The organism is Pseudoalteromonas sp. PAR1 (assembly GCF_947311895.1).
Lineage (GTDB): Bacteria > Pseudomonadota > Gammaproteobacteria > Enterobacterales > Alteromonadaceae > Pseudoalteromonas > Pseudoalteromonas lipolytica_C.
Genome location: NZ_CAMZMY010000003.1, coordinates 252,684 through 276,676, shown reverse-complemented (window position 1 = coordinate 276,676; position 23,993 = coordinate 252,684). Strand labels below are relative to the sequence as shown.

The following is a 23,993-nucleotide window of genomic DNA, read 5'->3' as shown; positions in this document are numbered from 1 at the left end:
TATTCTTCAATTTAACCCATTTTAGGGTAAAAGGTTAAGCGTGGCGCTTAAAATTATCTAAAATAATACCCGTTGCCATGGCTACATTAAGCGATTCTGCTTGGCCATAAGCCGGAATGGTTATTTTATCAGTAACTAAGCTTTCGCAATCAGCACGTATACCGTGGGATTCACTGCCCATAAGTAATACGGCATCTTGCTTAAGAGCAGTTTTGTGAATGTTCTCACCTTCTAAAAATGCACCATACACAGGAAGATTTAAGCTAGGTAAGTAACTGGTTAAGTCGGTTTGTGAGACACACACGCGAGCAAATGAGCCCATGGTTGCGCTGATGGTTTTCGGGTTATAAGCATCCGCACTGTCTGTGCTGGTAACAATATGCTTAATACCATACCAATCTGCAACACGAATAATGGTACCTAAATTACCCGGATCCGACACACCATCAAGGGCTAAAATAAGCCCTGATGTTGGTAATGCTTGCTGGCTTGGCATATCAACAACAGCAATGGCTGCGTTGTTACTAATAAGCGTACTGGCTTTAGTTAGGCTTTCTTCGTCTGCTTCAATGACTTGATGGGCTGCAAGCGCTGTTTGATGCGCAGAAATAAATGCAGGAGTCGCAAAAATATGAGCAATACTTAAACCACTGTTTAGTAATTCAAGTACATTTTTTTCGCCTTGAACAAGGTACTGGTTATATTGTTTTCGGTACTTCTTTTGACCTAATGCACGAATTAGTTTCAGTTGGTTTTTTGAAATCATAACAGCCTCATAAAATGATGGTTTAGTATATCAGATTCTGTACTCGAAAAACCAAGGGGAAAGTGCCAATTGCTTATTCAATCAGCACTTTTAAGAGACACTAGCTAATAAGAGTTATTAACTAATTTTCGTCAGCCATTCATTTAACCATGGCTCAGTAACAGGCCAAGGCTCAAAATCTTCGCAAGCATCAATTTCTAAACGATGACCAACAGGTTTTGCCTGTAAATCGCGAAATAGCTCATCAAAGCTGCGACCTGCACCACAAAACGTATCGCCATAACTGCGGTCGCCCATAGCAATAATGCCGTATTGCTTGCCTGTTAACATAGGGAATTGATCGTTTAATTGGCTATATAAAGCGACTAAGTTATCAGGAATATCACCCTGACCCGTCGTTGATGTGATCACCAAAATATGTGATGCAGCCAGCATGTCATCGACCGTGCCATTTTCAACTAGTTGCGCTTGATGCTCTGACTTTTCAATAACTTCAATAACCTGTTCGCTTAAACGCTCAGCACCGCCGTAGACACTGCCGACAAAAATACTAATGGTTGCCATAATAATCCTTTTCTTCTGTTGGCCAGCCAAGTTGCTGGCAAATCGTTAACATTGCATCGCCTAATGGCGCTCTAATTGTTATTGGTTGCTTGCTATAAGGGTGCACAAACTTTAATTCAGAGGCAAATAACATTAAACGACGAAGCTGAAAATGCTCTCTAAAAAATTGATTATGCTGATTATCACCATGATTTACATCACCAATAATAGGCAATGATAAATGTTTTAAATGACGACGAATTTGATGCTTGCGACCAGTTTTTGGAAAACACTCCACCAGCGAGTAACGAACTGTTGGGTATTTACCAATTGGAATAGGTAGGCTTGCTTGGTGCAGGCAATGAAATTGCGTTTGTGCTTCTTGTGGTGCTTTATCTTGATCAGCAAACTTATCAGCAATTTTATCAAGCTCTTCTTTTAAAGGTTTATCTAAGAAGATTGATTCGTTTAAAAAGCCTCTTACTAAAGCCAAGTAACGTTTTTCAATTTGCCCATCAATAAATATCTGGTTCATGTCACGGGCTGCTTCTGAACTTAACGCAAACAGTAATACGCCTGAGGTTGGTCTATCTAAACGATGTACAGGAAACACGTGTTGACCAATTTGGTCACGCAGCATCTGCATCGCAAATTGGGTTTCGTGTTTATCTAAAAACGAACGGTGAACCAATAAACCAGATGGTTTATCAATCGCAACGTAATTTTCATCGCGGTACAGAATCGTTAACTCGTCAAATTGTGGCTTAACAATCTCTTGCATGTTAGTTATCACTTAAAAGTTGATCGAGTTTTTCTAAAACGGTAATCACATCATTTCCGCCACTATGTTGTGCCAGCATCATTTCAGCCATAGGCGCAATTGCAAAATTACGGGGTAAAGGCTGAGCATGTGCTATGAGGGCGTGCATTTTTTCAAGAAAAACAAATTGCAGCCATTGCTCAAAAGCCATAGTGTCGTGGCAAAACGGTACACTAGAATTGAGCGCACTTGGGTCAATAGCTGTTGTTTGCCAAAGTGAATGGCGTTGTAATGTGGATTCTAATTCGCGCAGCAGCGCCAAAGTCTGTTGATGCATTGTAAAACTCTTAATACCTTTTTACTTAGGGAAGGTAAACAGACCCTAGTATACCCTGTTCCAAGGCGCCATGGTATGGCGTATAATTCGCGGCTGATATAGATTAATAACGGTAATTGAGATTTTATGACTGAGCAGATCGCCACACTAGGGCAACTTCTGGATGCAGCAGGTACCACTTGGCGTGCCTTCGATATTGGCAGACACATCACGAAATTAGACAAAAAACAATTTCTTGCCATTGAAGAAACAAAAATCCCTTACCCATACCCGCTTGCTGGTCATGCTTGGCTTGCTATTCAATTTTGGGATGTAAAAGCATCTAAAGAACCTTATGTATGGTTTTTAAAATTCCCACTTGATGAGCAAAGCCGTCTTGTAAGCGCAAGCCGCGACCATTTCGCTAATATGGTTATTGAAGCACTTGGTACAGAAATTACCGGCGAAAATGCCGAAGGCAAACTTGATAACAACCCGTATGTATTTACGCCAAACGCTAACAAGCTAGCAGCATTTAATGCGCAGGTTAAATGTTTACTTAAGCAAAGTGCTTCACAGTATTACGAATATGCTCAGCTGTATTTTTCAGGCAAACTGGGTTTTGATAATTGGCAAAGTGTTGCAGTACAAGGTATTGCTGACTTTGCGATGCGTTTAGATAACGACACCAATTTAGCAAATCTACAAGCCGCTTGGGGGCAATTACCAGTCGAAGTATTACAGCCGCTGAGTGCAATGCTTGAACATGTGGCAATCGAACCCGTGTTTGCAGAGCAATTGTTAGCCTATGGTTTAAATGCGATAGAGCAAAAAGATGACATCGCCCTTGTTGCAGCCCTCAGAAGTTTATCAAAAACACCAGCGCAAGGTTTAACTGCGCAACTGGTTGATGCTGTATTGCGCTCTGATATGAACACCCAGTCAGATGTACTATTAACGATTGCAGGGCGTTGTTTTAGCACCCTTGAAGACCCAGAACGCTTACATGTGTTTATGGATTGCTGTGCGCACCATACTGAGATTGAACAACTGTTTGTGAGTATTTTCACCGATTTAGTTGCAATTCCTAGTATTCGCCCTCACCTACTAGGTATATTAAGAAAAGAAAATCGTAGCGAAACACTCGCTCGCGCAATTGGAAGGTTATTCTCGTAAATGGCAGGCTTGTGGACACTCATCATCATTGGCAGCATCATCTACTTTTTTTGGTTAAACAGAAAAGTAGCCGAAGCAGCTAACCTTCATGCACAAAGACAAATTGAGCAATTGAATGTGCAATTGATGAGTGTTGCTTGCAATAAACGCAGAGTGGGCATTTTAAAAAGCGGTAAACCTGGTATTAAAAGCGAGTTTATTTTTGAGTTCTCAAGTGATGGGCAAAGCGTGTATCAAGGCGTTTTGATCATGGAAAATGAATTACTTAAAAGCGTAGTAATACCGCCGCACAAAATTTAAGTTGCGAGTTGCGAGTTGCGAGTTGCGAGTTGCGAGTTGCGAGTTGCGAGTTGCGAGTTGCGAGTTGCGAGTTTTACAAAGTAATTGTTGGTGCGAGAAGTACAACCCCCAGAAAGAACTAAGGCGTAGCTATTAGCCACGCCCCAATCTTGCTACTTCCATGATTAAGTATCCGTACTTATGCCGAAGCTGCCTTTTTATCTATCCCCTGAACGGGTATACATCCGATACACCCACCATGCTACATCTTGTAACATTTAACACATCCTAGTGCCGTCCTCTTGCCATCAATGGCTATCCACTTCGTTTTCCAAACGCTCCTTTAGCTTCCTGCTAAATCATCCTTTGGTCAGTCCTTTTCAATCGCTCCGCGATCGTACTGCATCCTGGCAGTGTCCTTGTTCATCCTTGCTTCCCTAGCACTTGTCCCTTTGCTTCCTGCTAAGCATCTTGCTTTGTTGCCATAATCCTAATCCTTGGCATCAGTTCAATCATTGAACCTGTGTCTTCTTGACATGATTGAGTTTAGAGAAAAGAGGAAATCTTGATAGGCATAAAAATGAATTTTTTCTTAGTCACAAAAATGCAAAAAAATAATAAATCGTTTAAAATCATTAGAATAAGCTTTTTTGGGTACAGATTTAAAGGCATTAAACTGACAAAGCGCACAGCAATGTGAGACTTATCTCACATTGCTATTTCCAAAACGTCCTTTCGTCAATTTACTGCTTTAAACATTAAGTCTCCTTCGACTTGGTTAAAGCTTAGGGCTTTGAATACCTCAAACCCTTCAGAACTAAAGAATTCGCGCTGCTCAGGGCGAGTAACAAATACTGCTAAACCACTTGTTTGACTGCTTGACTCAACTAAATCATCAAGACCTCGTAGCAGATATCTGCCGAAACCTTGCCCCTGAAAATGTGGATCAACGGCAATGAAGGCTAAAAACAAATAATGGCCCTTGCTCGAAAGCGCTTCACGGATAGTTCGCTCTTTTTCTATAAGCTGATTAGTCTGCAGATAACCCGCACTGAGCATTAATTTTAAGCGCCAATGCCAATATCGTTCAGCTTGTAGTTCACTTGCAGAATCAAATACACAGGCAATCGCTTTTAATCTACTTTGCGAGTAAAGGCCTATTAATGGCTGTTTTTCTTGCCAGAAACTTGCTAGCTCTTCACGTACCAAAGCACGTAATTTAGTTTCATATTTACTTGGGTTATCTTGTTGAAAACCTAGTACATTCTGAAGAACAGGGTCGTCATGATAGGCTTGATAAATAAGGCTTGCGGCAGTGCTGATGTCTTCAGCACTAAGGTATTGCACACTTAAGGTTTCGGGTTCAGCAACTGTCAAAATACTCATCCTTTTATTTGTTTTATTATTTTCGTACTAGACTATAAGGTATATACCTAACAGCGATTAAAGACAAATTCAGCGTAAGTTAAACTGCGGTTCATCATCATTAAGTTCAAGCAGTAATAAATATCGCCATACACAAGGAGCAGAACTATGGATACGACAAAACATGACATTTCGACCTTATTTGCACAACTTGGTTTACCAAGCAAAGAAAGTGAAATAGATGCTTTCATAGCATCGCATCAACTGTCAGATACCACCCTCTTACAGGATGCTCCATTCTGGGATGAATCTCAGCAGCATTTTTTAGCTGAATCGCTAGCTGAAGATGGGGCTTGGAGTGAGGTGATTGATGAATTAGACGCGCGACTGCGTCAATAAAAACATGAATGCTTATTTGTGGCCTAAATTGCATCTGCTTTTCGGCCACAAATAAGGAAAGTAATTTCACAACACCTCTATTATTGCTACCATACGCGCGCATCGCAGCCATACACTGTGATGTATTTTATGCTTGCTCGTTTATTTCATTATGTATTTTTACGAGTTGGTATTAGTCTTTATTAAAGAGTTTATACAAAAATGAATGCCGTTGTATTTGATGCAATTAAAACCCTTCTTGATGAAGGTAAAACCCCAACAGTTGCCTTAACCAAAAGTAAGCTAACACAACCTATGCCGATGCCTGTGATCATCGCCGCGGTTAGCCAATATAAAAACAATCCGGATTCAATTAATAACTTCATCAATAACCCGTCAAATGAACAACTGAGTACACCAAAAGAAAGTCAATTGGACCGTATTGAAGCTAAATTAGACAGGTTATTAGCACTGCTTGAGAAAAAATAATGTTTGTTGTCGATCTGACTTTTGATTGCTACCAAGATACTACCCTAGAGCTTGCTGAGCAGGCAATAAACCGCCTAGTTAATGCACTTCGTTTTAACGGCCAAATCATTGGTGATGAATTTCCAACGGTTTTAAAAGATGGATTTTTCATTACCCGTGTGATGTGCCCGACCGAAGATGCGATGCATCCGCTCAATCATAGTCCGTTTGTAAAGCACAGTATTGAGCAATTACACACCGCGGGCTTACTTGCACCAAAAGTTAAAGTGGTCGGCCAAGATATTCACTCAAATGGCGCTGACATGTGCCATGATCCGTCGTGCTATATCTTATACACTACGTATGTGCATACCTGTAGCCCGCTCTATTGTGGTGATGACTTTTTACCTGTGCCGTTATTTCGCATTCCGGCCATTGCCAATGGCGATTATAAAACACTAATAAAATGGCAAGAAGACTGGCAAGCGTGCGATCAAATTCAGATCAATGGTGCAACCCGTTGTGAATTTCCTGCGCTTGAAGAGCTAACTAGTATCAATAGTGACTTATATCGCCGTGGTCGCGATATCACTAAGCGTATTAGTTTTCTAACCAAGAAGCCGGTTTATTACTATTTATACCGTGTTGGTGGCGTTGATAAAGAGTCAGAGCTTAAACGTCGCTGCCCAAGTTGCGATGGCGAGTGGAAATTACCTGAGCCATGGTTTGGCTTATTTGATTTTCGTTGTGAGCCTTGTGGGATTGTTTCGAATATCTCGTGGGACTTTCAATAACCAAATATAGGCAATAACCAGATACACGAAAGGGGCAATCGCCCCTTTTTACTTATTAAGTTTATACCGTTACTTTGTCTAAAAACTCACTGATGCTATTTGCTAATACATGATGCGGTTTTTTACCCACGTACTCTAAGCAAACCTCACCGCTTTCGACTAATACAGTAATAAGCAGATCATCTTGCTCTGTTAGGCCTATAAACACGGTTTCTGGCTGCTTTAACTTACGCTTCATCAGTACGTGACCCGTAATATTTTGCTGTAAGCGGCTAAAATCATCTTCATTCCATGCTTGTAGCAATTCAATGTGATGATCATCAACATTCAATAACAAGTTACCCGCATAAAGATGACCAAATAAGGGGTTTAAGTCTTCAGGAAAAGATAACTCGAGCGCCTTGGCTAGGTCATCTAAACTGCCAGCAGGTTGTTGTGGGACTGGACACCACTGAATAAGCCCCTGCTCATCAACTTCGCCCTGCTCACATGGACTTGGCCATGCTGTATCATGTTCAATAACAGGAAGTTTTCCTGTGCGTTCTAGGCATTTTTCACTAAATGCTTGATGTAACTTATCTAGTTTTATAGAAACAGACATACTGCGAAACTCATTGGCTTTAGGTATAATGCCAACATTGTAACTACAAAAGTGTAAAGATGACAGATTACAGCAACTCACCCGAACTAAAAGACAGTGTTCTTGGTAAAAGCACAGAATATGTTGATACCTATACGCCAAGTTTGTTGTTTCCTATTGCCCGCAAACTAAACCGTGATGCTTTAGGTGTTAGCGAAGATAACTTACCGTTTAAAGGCCAAGATATTTGGACTGGCTATGAATTATCGTGGCTAAATAGCAAGGGTAAGCCAATGGTCGCTGTGGCTACTTTTGTATTTCCTTGCCAAAGCAGTCACATCATTGAGTCTAAGTCATTCAAGTTGTATCTGAATAGCTTTAATCAGACACGCTTTGAGACGCTAGAAGACGTACATCAAGCGCTTAGCAAAGACTTATCAGATGCGGTAAATGCACAGGTGTTAGTTACATTATACCAAGCAGACGATTTCAACTGTTTACCTTTTACAGCGTTACCGGGTGAGTGTATTGATGATCTTGATATCGAAATCACCAGCTATGATATTGATGCAAGCTCACTTCGCCATAATGGTGATGAGGTTGTCTCAGAAACCTTACACAGCCATTTACTAAAATCGAACTGTTTGATCACTTCACAGCCTGATTGGGCGAGTGTGATTATTCGTTATAAAGGCCAAGCTATTTGCCATGAAGCCTTATTAAAATATTTAATTTCGTTTCGTACTCATAACGAATTTCATGAGCAATGTGTAGAGCGTATCTACTGCGATTTAATGCAGCAGTTAAACCTCGAAGAGTTAGAAGTATATGCGCGTTACACACGCCGTGGCGGTTTAGATATCAACCCTTATCGCTCAACTAATCAAGATGAAACTCCCTTCAAGGTGAAAATTAATCGGCAATAACGTTGGTGACAATAAAAAACCGAGTTCAACTCGGTTTATTATTGTCTGAAGATTCATTACTCGTCTTTAAAAATCCCCACATACGTTGGTGATGTATTTGATTTACTCGCACGATACATACCAGCGGTGTTAAACGGCAAGCTGATGTTCCCTTTAGCATCAATGATGATCACACCGCCTGTGCCACCTATAGGCATTAATACATCGTGGATCACTTCGTTACCCGCTTCAACAATGGTTTTACCTTGGTATTTTACGCGAGCACAAATATCAGCTGCCACATTGTAGCGAATAAAATACTCACCATGCCCTGTCGCAGATACTGCACATGATTCATTTTCAGCAAACGTACCTGCACCAATCACGGGTGAATCGCCCACACGGCCAAAGCGTTTTGCAGTCATACCACCTGTTGAAGTACCTGCAGCAATATTGCCGTTTTTATCAAGTGCAACTGCACCAACGGTGCCCATTTTGTAATTAACAGGCAGGGCTTTATGTGCTGCTTGGTAGTCTTTGCTAGTTACTTTTTGTTTATCGAGTTTTTCTTTGGCTTTTAATAATGCCTTGTAGCGATGATCTGTATCGAATAGATTGTTTTCAACCAGCGGCATACCTTGGGTTTTTGCAAACTCTTCGGCACCTTGACCGCTGAGCATGACATGCACTGATTTTTCCATCACTAGGCGTGCCAGATTAATAGGGTTTTCAATATGTTTAACCCCTGCAACAGCACCTGCTTGACGTGTACGGCCATCCATAATTGATGCGTCAAGCTCATGAGCACCATCATAAGTATACACAGCACCGCGACCTGCGTTGAAATACGGTGAGTTCTCAAGCACATTAATTGCCGCAGTGATGGCATCTAAGCTCTCGCCGCCCTTTTCGAGTACCGCATAGCCGGTTTCAACGGCTTCTTTTAGTTTTTCACGATAGGCTTTTTCTTGTTCTGGTGTGAAGCGACTCTTTTCTATGGTGCCTGCACCACCATGAATAGCGATAGCAAAAGGTTGATCACTACTGTGGCTTAGGGTACTAAATGATAATGCGCTAAGCGCAATAGCTGAGGTAAGTAATGTTTTTAGCATAAGGGCACTTATATTTATTTTAGTTTGTAAGCCCAATGTGAATAATTCAGCGCTGTATTTCAAGCTTTAACCGATAAAAGAAACAAAAAAAGCGCCTAATGGCGCTTTTTTCAGCAGTTTAAAATTAAGCTTGCGCTGCTTTTAAACGTGCTAAACGAGCTACTTGGTGAGTAGACGTTAAGAAAGAGTAGATAGGTGCTAGGTAGCCACGTTTACGAAGTTCTAAGAACTCTTCATCGCTTAGTGAGTTAAGTTTTTTCTCATCAACAAGGTAGATACCGTTGATGTCTTTTTTCTCACCTTTAATTTCTACTGTTAGCGTTTGCGCTACTAATAATTCTTTGTCTGCTAAGAATTTAGTAAATGCTTCTGTTACTTGCGAAAACTCAATGTAAGAAACAAGTGCTTCTTTACGACGCTTAAGATAATCGGTCTCTTCACCGTTTTCGAAAAGTGCGTTACCCGCTTCTTCACTTACTAATGGGCTTGCTTCGTCAATTACGATACCAAATTGATCAGCTTCTGGGTGCTTAACAAGACCAAGTGGATAACGAGTCATTGCCATTGGAGCAAATGCCGCAGTCCATTTGCCATCTTGGATGAAAAGGTTTTCGCCTGGCTCTAGACCAAATAACGCAACTGCTTGGAATTGACCTGATTCGTTGTTTTTAACAAATGCCATTGGGAATTCATTTGCGATGCGTGCAAATTCGTGTGCAACCACAGGTACTAAGTGCTGAGTTTTCATAAACTCGATATTGATGCCATTTTGGATTTTAGTGTTGGCATGTTTTTCGTTATGTAAAGGCTGTACTTGTTGCTCCGCCATGATACTGCTCCATTAATTTTATAATATGTTTTTGCTGTTAGTGCCCAAAGCCTATAGGTTTTGGCAACAAAAAGGAAGTGAAAATTTTGTGGCAGTTTGTACATTATAGATTAACAAAACTACCCACCTTACCAATCAATCCCAAATGATGAAAAAACAAACTATAAACAAGTAAATATTATCACGCATAAGCCACTATTTTTGTTAGTATATTCAACAATTATGGAAATAATGAGGCAAACAATGGAAGGCTATCATTTAAATAAAGACTATAAAATAAGCAGCGTTTTCATTGCTGAAATTAATGAAACTGTCATTATTATTGATGACTTTTTACACAGCCTTGAGCCTATTTATCAATTTGCTACAGAAACAGCTTATTTCCAGCCTTTCGGTAGTGATGGAACGCTCTACCCCGGCAAGCGTGATGAAATGCCAGCGCCTTACTATCGTGCTTTTGAGCAGTTAATTAATGAGCTTTTAGAGCAAGGGATAATTACAAGCGGTGAAAATAATTTATATCTTCACCGCTGCAAGCTTTCATTAGTTACACAAAATGCGGACGAACTAAATACCTTACAGCGTATGCCACATATTGACTCGACGGACGATAAAACATTTGCAGCAGTGCATTATTTATCTGCTAAAGAATGGGGTGGTACGGGCATTTACAAATACCGCCCTGACAACATCATTAAAGTGACAGCTGATAATCAAAATAGCGTACATAAAATGATTGCTGATACTAAAAAGCACAGCGCAACTCATCAGGGCTATTTAAATGAAACAACAGAGCTCTTTGAAAAAGTGGTGAATATTGAAGCAAAGGTAAATAGGTTAGTAATTTATAAGAGCAACCTACTGCATAGCGCAGCTCTTTTTAATAACAAAAAGTACAACAATGATATTAACAACAGCCGTTTATCTATCTCCTCATTTTTTAGAATTAACTGAACTGGCTAGTGGTTTTTAGCCAGCTCAGTTAATGAAAACTAGTTTTTCTGTAAGCCAAATTTCTTTATTTTATCTAGCAGCTCTCTGTGCTTAGGTAGCTCATTTAATAACTGCTTGACGCGCTGCTGTTTAAATTCAGCAACGTGTTGATTGTCGTTCTGCTTAGATTGCTGCTTGACTGGTACATAATGCATACCAAACAGTACATATAAGTAGTTTTCTAAGTCGAATAAATCGAACTTACTGGCAAAGTCTTCTCGTACCGGTGTAAAGCGCTGCCAACGTGCTAGGTTATTTTTTAGTTTTTCTGATAGCTGCTCGGTTTTTTTGTTATCACGCCAAAAGGCCGAATCGGTTCTATCCGAAATACAGTAATGCATTTTTATAAAATCAAAGGTTTGCTGCCATACATAATTCACGTGCTGATTGTAATCATCAGCAACTAATTTAATGTCATCGCGGCTGCGCGGAAAACGTTTAGCTAATAACCCTGCAGAAAAGTCCGCAATTAAAATGGCTGTGGCTTCGAGTGGCTCAACAAAGCCTTGCGATAACCCTATAGCAACACAGTTTTTGTGCCACATTTTTTCTCTATGCCCTACTTTCATCGGGATTTTTCTTGGCGTTAAATGCTCAAATTTATTACCTAAGTAACGATGTAATTTTTCGTGAGCTTGCTCATCGCTCATATACTTAGATGAATAAACAAACCCCACTCCTCTTCGCTCTGTAAGCGCAATATCCCAGATCCAGCCAGCTTGGTGTGCTGTGGCGATAGTATAAGGCGGTATTTCATCATCACTTTGTGTAGGCACTTGCAAGGTGATTGCTGTGTCGGTTAATAAGCTATCTGATTTATCGACAAAACCGACCCCTAGTTTTTGCCCGATAAAGGCAGCCGAAAAACCAGAACAATCAATAATAAAGTCAAACTCTAAGGCGTTACCTTCTGAGTCAATTAGATGTGTAATAAAGCCTTGCTGATCACAGGTTATATCTTTAATTTCAGTAAAAAGGTGTTTTACGGAAAAATGTTGCGTGGCATGACTTCCTAAGAATGAAGCAAACTTTTTAGCGTCAAAATGATAAGCATAACCGTTGATACCGGCATATTGCGGTGTTGCGATTGTTTTTGGCGCTAGATTATTTTCACAGCACACATGCTGTTTAGAAACAAATTCAGCGTAGTCATTGCCGTTACCGTCAGCAAGCCACTGCAGCGTTAATTGCTCACCAAAAATATGTGGATGATCAAATAAATGATGGTAAAAGTTAGCACCATGTTTGTGTTTATCTAGCCAATTTACAAACTTGATTGACTGCTTAAAAGTAACATCACATTCGTTGATAAAGTCACTTTCACTGATACCAAACTTTTGCAATGAGTTGCGCATCGAAGGAACAGTTCCTTCACCGACACCTATGCTGGCAATATTTGGTGACTCGATTAACGTGATCTCAATGCCACTATTTAAAAGCGCATGCCCCAAATGGTTAGCAGTTAACCAACCTGCTGTTCCGCCACCAACAATTGCGATTTTTTTTATCATTTTTACTCGCCCACTTTTTACTCACAAAAAAGCCCAGTACAAGCTGGGCTTTCTTAATTTCGTTATCTAAATCAACTTAGAAACGTAGTGATACACCTAGCTTGTAGCGTGCTTCACCTTCAAAGCTCCATGCTGGATAGCCGTTACGAAGCTCTGGTTTAACCTCAGCATCACCTGTAGCAGTACCAATTTGGATACTATCTTCTTCAGTGATATTAACCGCTTCAAATGTTAAGTCTAGGTAGTCAGTTACAGCAAACTTAGCTGTTAGATCGAGCGTACCATAGTCTTGATGCTCGCGGTTACCATAGAAGTAAGGTGCTTCACGAACCATATACTCTGAGCGCCAGTTATACGCTAAACGTACGCTATAGAAATCTGCTTCATAGTAACCAACTAAGTTAACCGTATGCTCTGAAGAGTCAGAGAATAATTCGATGCGGTCAGGGAAGTTCTCTGCAGGCGCTTCTGAATCAACCCAAGTATAGTTTGCTTGATAACCAAAGCCATTATCAAAACCATCTTGAATTTGCAGCTCGATACCTTGAATTTCACCACCTGAACCAGTTCCTTTAGTAGCAACTGTCCAGTTATCAACACCTGAATCTGGGTCTACAATGCCTATGCTTTGATTCAGAATTTGGTCAACTTTAGTAAATGAAGAAATATCCTTGATAAAGTAAGCCGCACTTATCATGCCGTCGCCATCAAAGTAATATTCAATACCGAAATCAGCTTGTGTTGCCTTAAACGGTTCAAGACCGATATTACCTGTAGTAATTACCTCATTACCAATTGTGCCATCTTCGTAACCAGACAACGAAGATGCTGCAAACATGTCCGCATAATTAGCACGAGAGATAACTTGTGCGGCAGAGAAGCGCAGAATCATATCTTCAGTTAGGTCAAACGCAACGTTAACACTTGGTAATACTTCACTGTAGTCTGCTTTTTCAGTGCTAAGGCCGTTACCATAGTCACCATTAGCATTTAATGCATAATAATCAGACTCTGCATCTGTAGAAACATATCTTAGGCCAAAGTTACCGCGAATACCTTCTGCTGAAAAATCAGCCATTGCGTATAGCGAGATATTTTCTTCTTGAATCGTACCGTAGCCAGATTTATAAGCGATAGATGTATTATCGAAGCTGGTAATAGCAGCGTAACCATCACTAATCATTTGATCAAGCTTTGGCTCTGGTAATGTATAGCCTGCACCAGAAGAAACCGTACCTGAGTAATAACGAGATGCATCGTATGCAGCGATTGAGTCAACTAAGTTTGCAGTATAAGTTTCTTGCTTAACTTCATGATCAGCCCAACGGAAACCTGTTTTAATAGCTGTAATTGCGCCAAAATCTACAGGGATAGTTAAATCAAACTGTGCATAAGTCTCTTCGTCCGTATTCGGCTGTTTCTTAAGAGCCCAACCTGCTGAAGATAATTGTCCTTGGAAGTCATCTGGCGTGAATGATTTATTTGCAACATTAATATCAATAACATCGCCTGTCGCATCATAGGTGCCGGCATAGTCTGCTGGAGTGCCTAACCAGAAACCATAGTTTGCTGTTAAATCTGTACCACCTTCAGATTGGGTATTACCAACTCGACCTTTAAGTTCGAAGTTTTCACCTGAATACTTAAAGTCGAAGTCAAAAGTATCTGAAGTCATTGAACCTGCACGAGCCCAAGTTTGTGCCCAACCTGGATTTGCGCCATCACCTGAACGGCGATAGAAAGTACATGTTCCATCAACATTAACTTGCTCACAAGCTGCATCTTTGTCATCAGGGAACATAACAAATAATGACGTGTTAGCATTATCAGCTGATAAGTCTAAAGTCATTATGTTAAGACCTAACTCTAGTTCATCAGTCGGGCGGTATTGGAACACTGCGTTAATAGCTGTACGTTCACGTTGTTGTTGGAATGTTGAAGGAACAATGTCACCCCAACCTACTAAAGACTCAATACCATTGCGTTGATAATTTGTTTCAGAAAATGCTGCTGATACAAGCGCACCAAACGTTTCTTCATCATTTTTCCAGCTATAAAGACCAGAGATTTCAGGATCTGTTTCTTCTGAGATCGTACCGTAGTCAGCTTTTACACTTCCAAAAAGAGTATTAGAGTCAAGATCTAAAGGTTTGCGAGTGTTTACGATTACCGTACCACCGATACCACCTTCAACGAGATTCGCTTGAGATGACTTATAAACTTCAATACCACCGACCATTTCAGGTGGAAGTAATGTGTAGTTAAAGCTTCTATCGATAGACTGTTGATCATACCACCCTGTTGAAGCAACTGAGTGTCCATTTAGTAAAGTACGCGTTAATTGTGCAGATGCACCACGAATAGACACTTGCTGGCCTTGCCCAAAAGCACGGTTAACAGCAACACCTGAAATACGACCAAGTGCTTCACCTACATCGCTATCAGGAAACTTACCGACATCTTCTGCAGAAACAGCATCGACAACGCTGTCAGCAAAGCGCTTAGTATTCATTGAAGCTTCAAGTGAACGGCGAATACCGCGAACTTCAATTACTTCAACATCTTCTTGAACTTTAGTTTCTTCTGCTGCGTATGCAGCGCCAGTGAACCCAGCACTCATTACGAGGCCGATATTAACTGCTAATAAGCTTTTCTTAAAATTTTTAGCTAACACAGGATTCCCCTTGAATCATTTTGTTGGTTTTTTATATCACTTCTGCCCAGTGATGATGACAACGCTGTCATCTAGTAACAAACCATACACTCTAAATTACATTTGTGCTACATCTTTTTGGTTAATTTGTGCAAAAAATTTACAACGAAATAATCAAGTAATTGATATAACTAATATTTAATATTGAGTTTTTAAGAATTGTTACAAATAAACGGCGCAAATATAGCATGAGTGATATTACAGATGAAAAGACCAAAAGGATGAGTTTTTGAAAACAGCTAAAAATAACGTGTAATTTTGTAAGCTTAAGTTGCCACTGTACAACTATTAACCATAACTAAAAGTTATATAAAAACTGTTATCTAACAGTTGATTAGCTTAAGAAACTAGCCTGTTTCTAAAAGCACTCTGTCATGTACAATTTATTTTTAACTTTTTCTGGGCAGAGTAAGCTAAAGGGGTTTGAGAATAACAATCAATAACAATGACAGCGTTGTCATTTTTAATTATATAGGGCCATTTTGTACTTGTCTAACACTTTATGGCGCTATTTTAAGAAAGTGCGTTGATACGAAATGGTTTGTTTAAAGTGAATATTTAACAACAAAAAAGCGAGCCTAAGCTCGCTTTAGATAAGTTGGTTTGATTAGGCGATTAAGGTGCCCAATAAACTTCAATATTGATATGTGGGTGATTTAATACTGCACGCAAAGGCATGTCAGCAACTGCACCGCCCTCTTTAGCCTGTTTATATACTGCAAGTTTTTCTTCACCGCTAATTAATAGCTTAACAACTTTAGAATCTGCGATTGCAGATAAAGTTAGCGTCATACGCTCAGTGATCTTGCCAGTTACATCACTTTCAATGGCGTTAATTGCACACACTAAATCATCTGTGGCTAAACCATGTTCAAGGCCTTCGGCGTGTGGGAAAAGTGATGCTGTGTGGCCATCAGGACCCATACCTAAAATCGTCACATCAAAAGGACGCTTTAATGCTTTATAGGCAGCTTCACAATCAGCTACACCATTTTGAGCCGTTAATGCGTCATTTTTCATCGTTACGAAATTAGCTGCAGCGCCATAGTTTTGTAACAGCGTGCTTTTGATAAATGCTTCATTACTTTTTTCATGATCAGCATCAACCCAACGCTCATCAACCATAGCTACATCAATGTTTGCCCAGTCAAGTTCAAGGTTTGATAAATGCTTATAAGCTGGTGCCGGCGATGAGCCACCCGATACCATCAGTACCGCGCGACCATCTTCTTTAATACCAGCAACAAGGCTTTGTTCAAGGCTTGAAGAAAGCTCAGCTGTTAATTCGTCTTTGTTTGCAAAGAATTTTTCAACAATTGTTGCCATCTTAATTACGCCTTATCGCCTGTGTTAAACCATACATGATTGTTTTCTTCTAACAATTCATCAGCATCGTCCGGTCCCCAAGTACCTGCTCGGTATAACGAAGGGGCGCCTTTTTCTTGCCAGCGCTCAATAATTGGATCAATCCATTTCCAAGCTTGGCGCACTTCATCACGGTGAATAAACAGTGATGGGTTATTTGCCGCAGCATCTAACATTAAGCGCTTATAAGCATCTGAATGGAAACCATTACTATAAGCCTGAGATAACTCAATGTTCATTGTTACTGGCTCTAACTGCATTTCAAGGTTATCAAGACGCTTAGACATCAATGTTAATTGAATTGTTTCTTCAGGTTGCAGACGAATAACGAGACGGTTTGGCTCAATATTGCCTACGTTGTCTGTATAAACATTGTGTGAAACCTTTTTATATTCAACAACGATTTCAGCACAACGCTTTTTCATACGTTTACCAGTACGAAGATAGAAAGGAACACCTGCCCAACGCCAGTTATCGATGTGCGCACGAATAGCAACAAAAGTTTCTGTTTTACTCGCACCTTCGTTTAATTCTTCTAAATAACCTGGGACGATTTTACCGTCTAAGTTACCTGGTACATACTGACCACGTACAATGTTTGCATCAACATCTTCAGCCACTAACGGACGTAACGACTCTAGTACTTTTAATTTTTCAGTACGGATGCTGTTTGCGTTTAATTTGTTTGGAGATTCCATTGCCACTAAGCAAAGTAATTGTAGCAAGTGGTTTTGTACCATATCGCGTAATGCACCCGCTTTATCGTAGAAACCAGCGCGGCTTTCTAGGCCTACGGTTTCTGATAAGCTGATTTGGATGTTATCGATTGATTTAGCATCCCAAAGGTTTTCAAACAGTGAGTTTGAAAAACGCAGTGCCATTAAGTTTTGTACGGTTTCTTTACCTAAGTAATGGTCAATACGGAAAATCTGTTCTTCATTAAAGTATTCAGCAATTTTCGCATTGATTGCTTCTGCTGACTCACCACAGTAACCAATTGGCTTTTCAACCACTACACGTGATGTTTCTGTGATTAACCCCTTTGAAGATAAAATTTCACAGCAGCTACCGTATACTGCAGGTGGTAATGAAAGGTAAAAAACACGAGACTTATCAGCATCGTGTTCATTTAAAATATCTCTTAGCTTATCCCAGTCATCATCGGCTTCAGTAACATTTGAAACAACAGGAACTAAGTAAGATGCAAACGCTTTCCAATCTTTTGCGTTGTATTCGCCTTTACCTAAAAATTCTTGCAAAGCTTTATGAGCCGTCTCGATATATTCTTTGCATTTGTTTTGGTCACGTACCGTAGGAAGGATGCGCGAACCTTGAGGTAAATTACCTTCTTGATAAGCGCGATACATTGCAGGAAGCAATTTGCGTAACGCAAGATCACCACCGCCCCCAAAAATTACGATATCAAATGGATTTAGCATATATCACTCTCTACATTGGCAATGCCGAATAAATAAACTCCATGACTCTCATGAAATTTGGCAATGCTCGTTGTTATCTGGTTGATCTGGCTTTGTTTGATAGTTCCATTAACAAAACCTGTTGAATTTGTTTTGTGAGTAGCTTACTCATTATTCTTGTATTGGCTGAAGTAAATGAGTCTTAGGGGCTCTGTAAATCCTCTCACAAAAATACAGGCCCTAAGAACTCCAGCGCTACCCGTTCAAAGGTATCCGTTTTGCAGCTATTGCTGCGAATCAGTTACTGCTTACGATGCGTTTTATAGTAAGCGATCAGTCCATTCGTTGAACTGTCATGCGGATGACTTACTGTGTCATCAAATAATTCAGCTTCAATTTTAGAAGCAAGCCCTTTACCTAGCTCTACACCCCACTGATCAAAAGAACAGATTTCTAAGATGATGCCTTGGCAGAAAATCTTGTGCTCATAAAGTGCAATTAAACGACCAACTGTTTTTGCATCAACCTTGTCTAATAACATTGAGGTTGTTGGGCGATTACCCTGATGAATCTTGTGATTCAATAATTCTGCAATTTCTGCTTCAGATTTACCTTTTGCGGTTAAATCAGCAGTTACTTGCTCTGCATCAACACCAGCCATCATTGCTTCGGTTTGTGCAAAGAAGTTTGATAATAAGATATCATGGTGCTTACCAACATTTACTTGCGGCTCAATTGAGGCAATAAAGTCAGCTGGTACAATTACATTACCTTGGTGCAGACATTGGTAAAATGCGTGTTGGCCGTTAATACCAGTCATACCCCAAATAATAGGTACTGTTGTGTAAGACACTGTTTCACCATCAAAAGTAACGTGCTTGCCGTTACTTTCCATCTCACCTTGCTGTAAATATGCAGGTAACATGTGTAATGCTTGGTCGTAAGGTAAAATAGCTTGCGCCGTATAATCTAAGAAACTCGTATTCCAAACACTTAAAAGCGCCATTAATAATGGTACGTTGTTTTCAAATTCAGCATTTTTAAAATGCTCATCAATTTCAAACGCACCCTCTAAGATTTCTTCAAATGCTTCAAAGCCTAAATACAAGGCAATTGGTAAGCCTATCGCACTCCATAATGAAAAGCGACCGCCTACCCAATCCCACATTGTGAATACGTTTTCATCAGCGATGCCAAAAGCTGCTGTTTTCTCTAAATTTGTACTAACAGCAACAAAGTGCTTAGCAATGTGCTCTTGATCCGGTGCTGTTTGCAAAAACCATTCAACCGCTGATTTAGCATTAGTCATGGTTTCTGATGTTGTAAACGTTTTAGATGAAATAACAAATAACGTCGTTTCAGCGTCTAAACCTTGTAAAACTGATGCAATCTGAACACCATCAACATTTGATACGTAATGAACATTTAATGTGTCATCAGCGTAGGCTGCAAGCGCCTCAGTTGCCATTTGCGGGCCTAAATTTGAACCGCCTACACCAATTGCAACGACATCTTTCACCGCTTTACCTGTGTAGCCTAACCACTCGCCACTGCGAACCTTGCTAACGAACGCTTTCATTTTAGCAAGCTCAGCGTTTACTGCGTCTGTTACGTTTTCACCATCAACTATTATAGCTGTATTAGCACGGTTACGAAGTGCAGTATGAAGTACAGCACGGTCTTCAGTAATGTTAATTTTTTCACCACTGAACATTTTTTCGCGCCATGCGCTAATGTCACACTCTTTCGCTAAAGAGATTAATTGTTCAAAAACTGTTTTATCAATTTGTTGCTTCGAGTAATCGAATAATACGCCTGGGATCTGAGCTGAGAATTGCTCGAAACGCGTGCTATCTTTGGCAAATAAATCTTTAAGATGAATTTGTTTCATCTTCTTGGCACTTTCAGATAGTGCTTGCCAACTAGCTAATTGCGAACGGCTGCTCATATATATAATCCCCTCAAAACTTGCAACAAACTGATTTTTAACTATCTTTTTATTAATGTTGAATAAAGACAGCAATTAAAAACACGATGAAAATTAACACTAAGTTAAAATGACAACGCTGTCAATGTTCTACTTTTACATTTTATAGTCGAGATAATAGCGCAATTTTTCTCTTTTGACACCGGTATCATAAAAATTATCTCAATTATTTTACTGCTAATTTGGTAGAACATTAGATACACTAACTAACTTATATTAAATATTAATGTACCTATTAAGAAAAAGCGCTCTGGTGAACACTTTTCGATATTATTATAATACAAATATAACTAACTATAAAGTAACTGTATGAAAGTAACCATAAATGATGTAGCCAAACTCGCTGGTGTTTCAATGAAAACTGTTTCGCGAGTGATCAATAAAGAGCCATCTGTCAGAAAAAAAACGTACGACATAGTGATGGACGCTGTAAACACGTTGAACTATCAGCCAAACCTTGCAGCTCGTAACCTTGCAGGCACATCGTCTTTTACTGTTGGTCTGGTATATGACAACCCCAATGCATACTATGTTATCGACATGCAAAATGGGGTGCTATCACGCTGCAAAGAAGAAGGCTATGAGTTGGTTATTCATCCATGCAGCTATCTTGATGCGAATATGCAAGAAGACTTTAAAACTATGATCAAGCGCTCGCGTTTGGCAGGCCTTGTATTAACGCCACCTCTTTCAGAGCAAAACAGTATCATAGAAATGCTTGACGAAATGGGCATTCATTATGTGCGTGTGCTTTCTGGTCGTCCTACAGAGGAAGATCAAGACACCTGTATTTATGTAAATGACTACGCGGCAGCGTACGAAATTACTGCTCACCTACTCTCGCTTGGTCATAAAAATATCGGCTTTTTATGCGGCGACAAAGAACATAAGTCAACAACCGAACGCTTAGAGGGTTATCAGGCTGCGCTAAGGGATCACAACATCCCATTGAATGATGCTCTGATCTACGAAGGCCAATATTCTTTTGAATCTGGTGTTGAAGGTGCAAAAGCATTGCTTGGTGAGAATAACCCGAAAAACATTACAGCCTTACTTGGCGGAAACGATGAGATGGCTGCGGGTGCGTTATTTGCTTCACGATTAATGGGCATTGAAATTCCACAGCAACTCTCTATCACTGGTTTCGAAGACTCGCCATTCTCGCGTCAAACTTGGCCGAAACTAACAACAGCCCATCAAGCGAGTGATGTGATTTCACAGCATGCCGCTCGGTTATTGTTTAGAAAAACCCGTGGTGCACGTAATCAAGATAAAGACATCATCACGACCTTTACCCCTTCATTAGTGGTACGGGAAAGCTCAGGCCCAACCTCAGCTTAATTTATTCAAGTTACGAAAAAGCCGCTATTTAGCGGCTTTTTTGTTTGATGACTGAATTGTTCTGATATCAATCAAAACAATGCTAAACCACCATTTAAGTTATACACATTTTCAAAACCTAACTGCGACAAATTGTTTGCGGCTTGTTTTGAACGGTTACCACTACGACACACCAAAATGTAGTTATGTGCTTTATCAAGCTGCCCTTGGACTATAGCATTAGCCATACGGCTTAATGGAATGTTGATCACTTTGCTATCAGCAACTGTAAATAACTCAGCTAAATTATTCGCACCATGTTCATAAGGTTCGCGCGTATCGATAAGGTAAGTTGCCTTGTCGTCTAACATTGCTTTAGCGTCGGTTGCTGCTAGCTGTTTCATCGGCGCACTTTCAAGTGTTTCAACATAGCCACATAAAGAGTGACTCTCTGCATGCTTTTGTTCATCCGCTTGTTGCTTTAACTCAACAAACTGAACATCTGATACTTGCTCATTTAATAGTTTTGCTAATAATGGCGTCGTTGCTTTTTGTGCGTGCCAATCCATTGCAAAGCATTGTTGATAATCATGACCTGAACAAATCACTGTTGAATCTGTGATTGCCATTGCAAGCTGTTTTAGTGATTGTGCCATTTTTGCTGCATCGCCACCGCTAATTGCCGTGTTACCTAAGCCACCTGGTAAGATTAAATCACCACAGAAACAATAGCTGACCTCACCACTTTGCGTATCTGACAATAAATAGCTAACACTATCGTCACTATGACCCGGTGTCGCTACTTTAGTTAAGCGTGCATCGCTTAATTCGATGGTTGCTGAATCTTTAGGCCAGCCAAGTTCATCTATCTCATTGGCAACATAACGCTCTGCGAGCTCTTTGGTTAGTAAACAACGAGCTGATAAACGCTCTTGGTGATTATGCGTATCTAAAATCGCTTTTACTGTTAGACCTTGTGTCGCGACAATTTTTGCCATGCGCGGGATAAGCTCAATGATAGGATCAATCACCACTGCGTTTTTATCGCAATCAACATACAACCAACAACATGCCGCTTGATGACGTAGCTGTGTTAAGCCAATCGCGCAGACTTCTTGCTGAGGCGATGTGCTATCAGAGACAACTAGGCAGTTAGCTTCTAGAATCGGTTTTAAAGAACGGATTTTTTCACAGGCAAAGTCAATTTCTTGTTGGCTTGCAGCTGGGCCAAACGACATACGAATCGCATTTTCACTTTGCCAATTACTAGCGCCCATTGCATCAAGAACAAAGCTACGATTAGCACCAGAGCTACATGCAGAGCCACCGCTTACTCGGATGCCCGCAGCATCAAATAAGTCCATCACTTCTTTACTGGTTAGTTCATCAACTGCAAAGTTTAACGTAGTGGGCACTGAATGCTCAAAACTATGGTTAAAAGTAATGCTACCAAACGTATCTAAGAGAGCTGCATGTAACTGCTTACGATAATCATGCAACTGCTCAAGAGGCTTAAATGTCTGGTTTTGTTTATCAAGTAATAGTGAGAACAGTTTATTTAAACCAGCAATACCTGGTAAGTTCTCGGTGCCTGAGCGCATTCCGCTTTCTTGGCCGCCACCCGCTATAAATGGTGTGTACGCACTGCCTTTACGAATATACAGCACACCGATACCTTTCGGTGCATACAATTTATGACCAGAAAATGGCGCATAATCTATCGTTGTTTCGCTAAGTGCTAAATTGGTTTTTCCTAATGCTTGAACACAATCTACCATCCAGGCTACATTATTGTTCTCACTGCGAATTACTCGCTCAATGGCGGTTAAATCTTGGAACACACCGGTCTCGTTATTTACTGCCATAGTACAGATCATCAATGCATTAGCAGCATGTTCACGAATAAACTCAAGATCTAAAATACCGTTTTTATCAACTGGAATAGCTAAAACGCGTGCGTTGATATCAAGCACATTATTCCAATGCTTTAAGGTATTAGGCACCGCTTTATGTTCTGTAGCCCCATAAAGTAATACAGGGTTCTCGATTTGGTGATTTTTAGCAGCAATAAGCGTTGAAACAACCGCCGTTTGAATACCTTCGGTCGCACCTGAGGTAAATAAAATATCGCCATCGGTAGCACCTATCACTTCGCGTGCTTTGGTGCGTGTTTGTTCTAATAGGTGTTTAGCTTGAATACCTGTAATGTGAGAGCTCGATGGATTACCAAAGCAAACTTGCATCGTGTGCGAAACAACATCGGCAATGTCAGAAAGTACAGGAGTCGTTGCATTCGCATCTAAATAAATTTGTTGATTAGCATCGTCAGAAAGGAAAAAACTTGCCATGAAAAACGCACCATATTACTAAAAGATATATCTTATAACCTATTTTACAGTTTTCACGGCTAAATTA

22 protein-coding genes are annotated in these 23,993 nt (G+C 40.2%); 8 read left to right on the top strand and 14 right to left on the bottom strand.

All coding sequences use genetic code 11. The features are described 5' to 3' along the window. Nucleotides 1–34 precede the first annotated feature (34 nt). From QL229_RS03940 to QL229_RS03925, 4 genes are all read right to left on the bottom strand, one after another. Nucleotides 35–766, bottom strand: coding sequence for an RNA methyltransferase (locus QL229_RS03940; RefSeq protein WP_138557827.1), 732 nt, complete (start codon nucleotides 764–766; stop codon nucleotides 35–37). A gap of 117 nt (nucleotides 767–883) precedes the next feature. Continuing rightward, nucleotides 884–1,330: a flavodoxin gene (locus QL229_RS03935; protein ID WP_130051870.1), complete on the bottom strand. Its 447-nt coding sequence runs from the start codon at nucleotides 1,328–1,330 to the stop codon at nucleotides 884–886. Beyond that, nucleotides 1,317–2,090 (bottom strand): tRNA pseudouridine(65) synthase TruC, encoded by a 774-nt coding sequence (gene truC, locus QL229_RS03930; protein ID WP_138557828.1) that lies wholly within the window; start codon nucleotides 2,088–2,090, stop codon nucleotides 1,317–1,319. The genes QL229_RS03935 and truC overlap by 14 nt, the downstream gene beginning before the upstream one ends. A 1-nt stretch (nucleotide 2,091) precedes the next feature. Then, entirely contained in the window at nucleotides 2,092–2,406 is a 315-nt protein-coding gene (locus QL229_RS03925) for a YqcC family protein (protein ID WP_138557829.1), read from the bottom strand. Between the two features lie 126 nt (nucleotides 2,407–2,532). Between QL229_RS03925 and QL229_RS03920 the strand changes: the two genes are divergently transcribed. Together QL229_RS03920 and QL229_RS03915 are read left to right on the top strand one after the other, a co-directional pair. Next, nucleotides 2,533–3,561 carry a DUF3549 family protein gene (locus QL229_RS03920; RefSeq protein ID WP_138557830.1) on the top strand — a complete coding sequence of 343 codons (1,029 nt, stop codon included), beginning with the start codon at nucleotides 2,533–2,535 and terminating at the stop codon, nucleotides 3,559–3,561. Beyond that, nucleotides 3,562–3,861, top strand: a complete 300-nt coding sequence (locus QL229_RS03915; RefSeq protein ID WP_063706982.1) for a DUF3301 domain-containing protein — start codon at nucleotides 3,562–3,564, stop codon at nucleotides 3,859–3,861. A gap of 717 nt (nucleotides 3,862–4,578) precedes the next feature. Here the strand turns inward: QL229_RS03915 and QL229_RS03910 are convergent. Further along, the gene (locus tag QL229_RS03910) at nucleotides 4,579–5,226 is read right to left on the bottom strand and encodes a GNAT family N-acetyltransferase (RefSeq protein ID WP_135925458.1); all 648 of its coding nucleotides are present in this window, start codon (nucleotides 5,224–5,226) and stop codon (nucleotides 4,579–4,581) included. 147 nt (nucleotides 5,227–5,373) lie between these two features. On the opposite strand from QL229_RS03910, the gene QL229_RS03905 reads away from it, so the two are divergent. The 3 genes from QL229_RS03905 to QL229_RS03895 all read left to right on the top strand — a co-directional run bounded on the left by QL229_RS03905 (nucleotide 5,374) and on the right by QL229_RS03895 (nucleotide 6,845). Beyond that, complete coding sequence (locus tag QL229_RS03905) at nucleotides 5,374–5,604, top strand: DUF2789 domain-containing protein (protein ID WP_135925461.1); 231 nt, start codon at nucleotides 5,374–5,376, stop codon at nucleotides 5,602–5,604. Nucleotides 5,605–5,805: 201 nt separating this feature from the next. Next, the gene (locus QL229_RS03900) at nucleotides 5,806–6,072 is read left to right on the top strand and encodes a hypothetical protein (RefSeq protein WP_054553723.1); all 267 of its coding nucleotides are present in this window, start codon (nucleotides 5,806–5,808) and stop codon (nucleotides 6,070–6,072) included. Further along, complete coding sequence (locus QL229_RS03895) at nucleotides 6,072–6,845, top strand: Zn-ribbon-containing protein (RefSeq protein WP_135925464.1); 774 nt, start codon at nucleotides 6,072–6,074, stop codon at nucleotides 6,843–6,845. The genes QL229_RS03900 and QL229_RS03895 overlap by 1 nt, the downstream gene beginning before the upstream one ends. A 61-nt stretch (nucleotides 6,846–6,906) precedes the next feature. Here the strand turns inward: QL229_RS03895 and syd are convergent, their stop codons facing one another. Continuing rightward, nucleotides 6,907–7,446 carry a SecY-interacting protein gene (syd, locus tag QL229_RS03890; protein WP_138556855.1) on the bottom strand — a complete coding sequence of 180 codons (540 nt, stop codon included), beginning with the start codon at nucleotides 7,444–7,446 and terminating at the stop codon, nucleotides 6,907–6,909. A gap of 59 nt (nucleotides 7,447–7,505) precedes the next feature. Here syd and queF point away from each other — a divergent pair, with 59 nt between their 5' ends. After that, nucleotides 7,506–8,351: an NADPH-dependent 7-cyano-7-deazaguanine reductase QueF gene (gene queF / locus QL229_RS03885; protein WP_138556854.1), complete on the top strand. Its 846-nt coding sequence runs from the start codon at nucleotides 7,506–7,508 to the stop codon at nucleotides 8,349–8,351. A gap of 56 nt (nucleotides 8,352–8,407) precedes the next feature. On the opposite strand, the gene QL229_RS03880 is transcribed toward queF, so the two are convergent. Both QL229_RS03880 and QL229_RS03875 read right to left on the bottom strand, forming a co-directional pair. Beyond that, on the bottom strand, nucleotides 8,408–9,442 hold the full coding sequence (locus QL229_RS03880) for an isoaspartyl peptidase/L-asparaginase (protein WP_135925470.1): 1,035 nt from the start codon (nucleotides 9,440–9,442) through the stop codon (nucleotides 8,408–8,410). 124 nt (nucleotides 9,443–9,566) lie between these two features. Continuing rightward, nucleotides 9,567–10,271 (bottom strand): SapC family protein, encoded by a 705-nt coding sequence (locus QL229_RS03875; protein ID WP_135925472.1) that lies wholly within the window; start codon nucleotides 10,269–10,271, stop codon nucleotides 9,567–9,569. Between the two features lie 243 nt (nucleotides 10,272–10,514). Here QL229_RS03875 and QL229_RS03870 point away from each other — a divergent pair, with 243 nt between their 5' ends. Continuing rightward, complete coding sequence (locus QL229_RS03870; RefSeq protein WP_199527383.1) at nucleotides 10,515–11,225, top strand: DUF6445 family protein; 711 nt, start codon at nucleotides 10,515–10,517, stop codon at nucleotides 11,223–11,225. 38 nt (nucleotides 11,226–11,263) lie between these two features. On the opposite strand, the gene QL229_RS03865 is transcribed toward QL229_RS03870, so the two are convergent. The 5 genes from QL229_RS03865 to pgi all read right to left on the bottom strand — a co-directional run bounded on the left by QL229_RS03865 (nucleotide 11,264) and on the right by pgi (nucleotide 20,219). Continuing rightward, complete coding sequence (locus QL229_RS03865; RefSeq protein ID WP_138556852.1) at nucleotides 11,264–12,775, bottom strand: tryptophan halogenase family protein; 1,512 nt, start codon at nucleotides 12,773–12,775, stop codon at nucleotides 11,264–11,266. A 76-nt stretch (nucleotides 12,776–12,851) separates the two neighbouring features. After that, a complete protein-coding gene (locus tag QL229_RS03860) occupies nucleotides 12,852–15,449 on the bottom strand; it encodes a TonB-dependent receptor (protein WP_138556851.1) in 2,598 nt (865 codons plus the stop codon). A 654-nt stretch (nucleotides 15,450–16,103) separates the two neighbouring features. Next, entirely contained in the window at nucleotides 16,104–16,814 is a 711-nt protein-coding gene (pgl, locus tag QL229_RS03855) for a 6-phosphogluconolactonase (protein ID WP_138556850.1), read from the bottom strand. A 5-nt stretch (nucleotides 16,815–16,819) separates the two neighbouring features. Next, a complete protein-coding gene (gene zwf, locus QL229_RS03850; protein WP_135925485.1) occupies nucleotides 16,820–18,292 on the bottom strand; it encodes a glucose-6-phosphate dehydrogenase in 1,473 nt (490 codons plus the stop codon). Between the two features lie 280 nt (nucleotides 18,293–18,572). Next, entirely contained in the window at nucleotides 18,573–20,219 is a 1,647-nt protein-coding gene (gene pgi, locus QL229_RS03845) for a glucose-6-phosphate isomerase (protein ID WP_138556849.1), read from the bottom strand. 348 nt (nucleotides 20,220–20,567) lie between these two features. On the opposite strand from pgi, the gene QL229_RS03840 reads away from it, so the two are divergent. Continuing rightward, nucleotides 20,568–21,599 (top strand): LacI family DNA-binding transcriptional regulator, encoded by a 1,032-nt coding sequence (locus tag QL229_RS03840; protein WP_281546495.1) that lies wholly within the window; start codon nucleotides 20,568–20,570, stop codon nucleotides 21,597–21,599. Between the two features lie 71 nt (nucleotides 21,600–21,670). Here QL229_RS03840 and QL229_RS03835 read toward each other — a convergent pair whose 3' ends face one another. Continuing rightward, a complete protein-coding gene (locus tag QL229_RS03835) occupies nucleotides 21,671–23,926 on the bottom strand; it encodes an aminotransferase class V-fold PLP-dependent enzyme (protein WP_138556847.1) in 2,256 nt (751 codons plus the stop codon). Nucleotides 23,927–23,993: the final 67 nt, after the last annotated feature.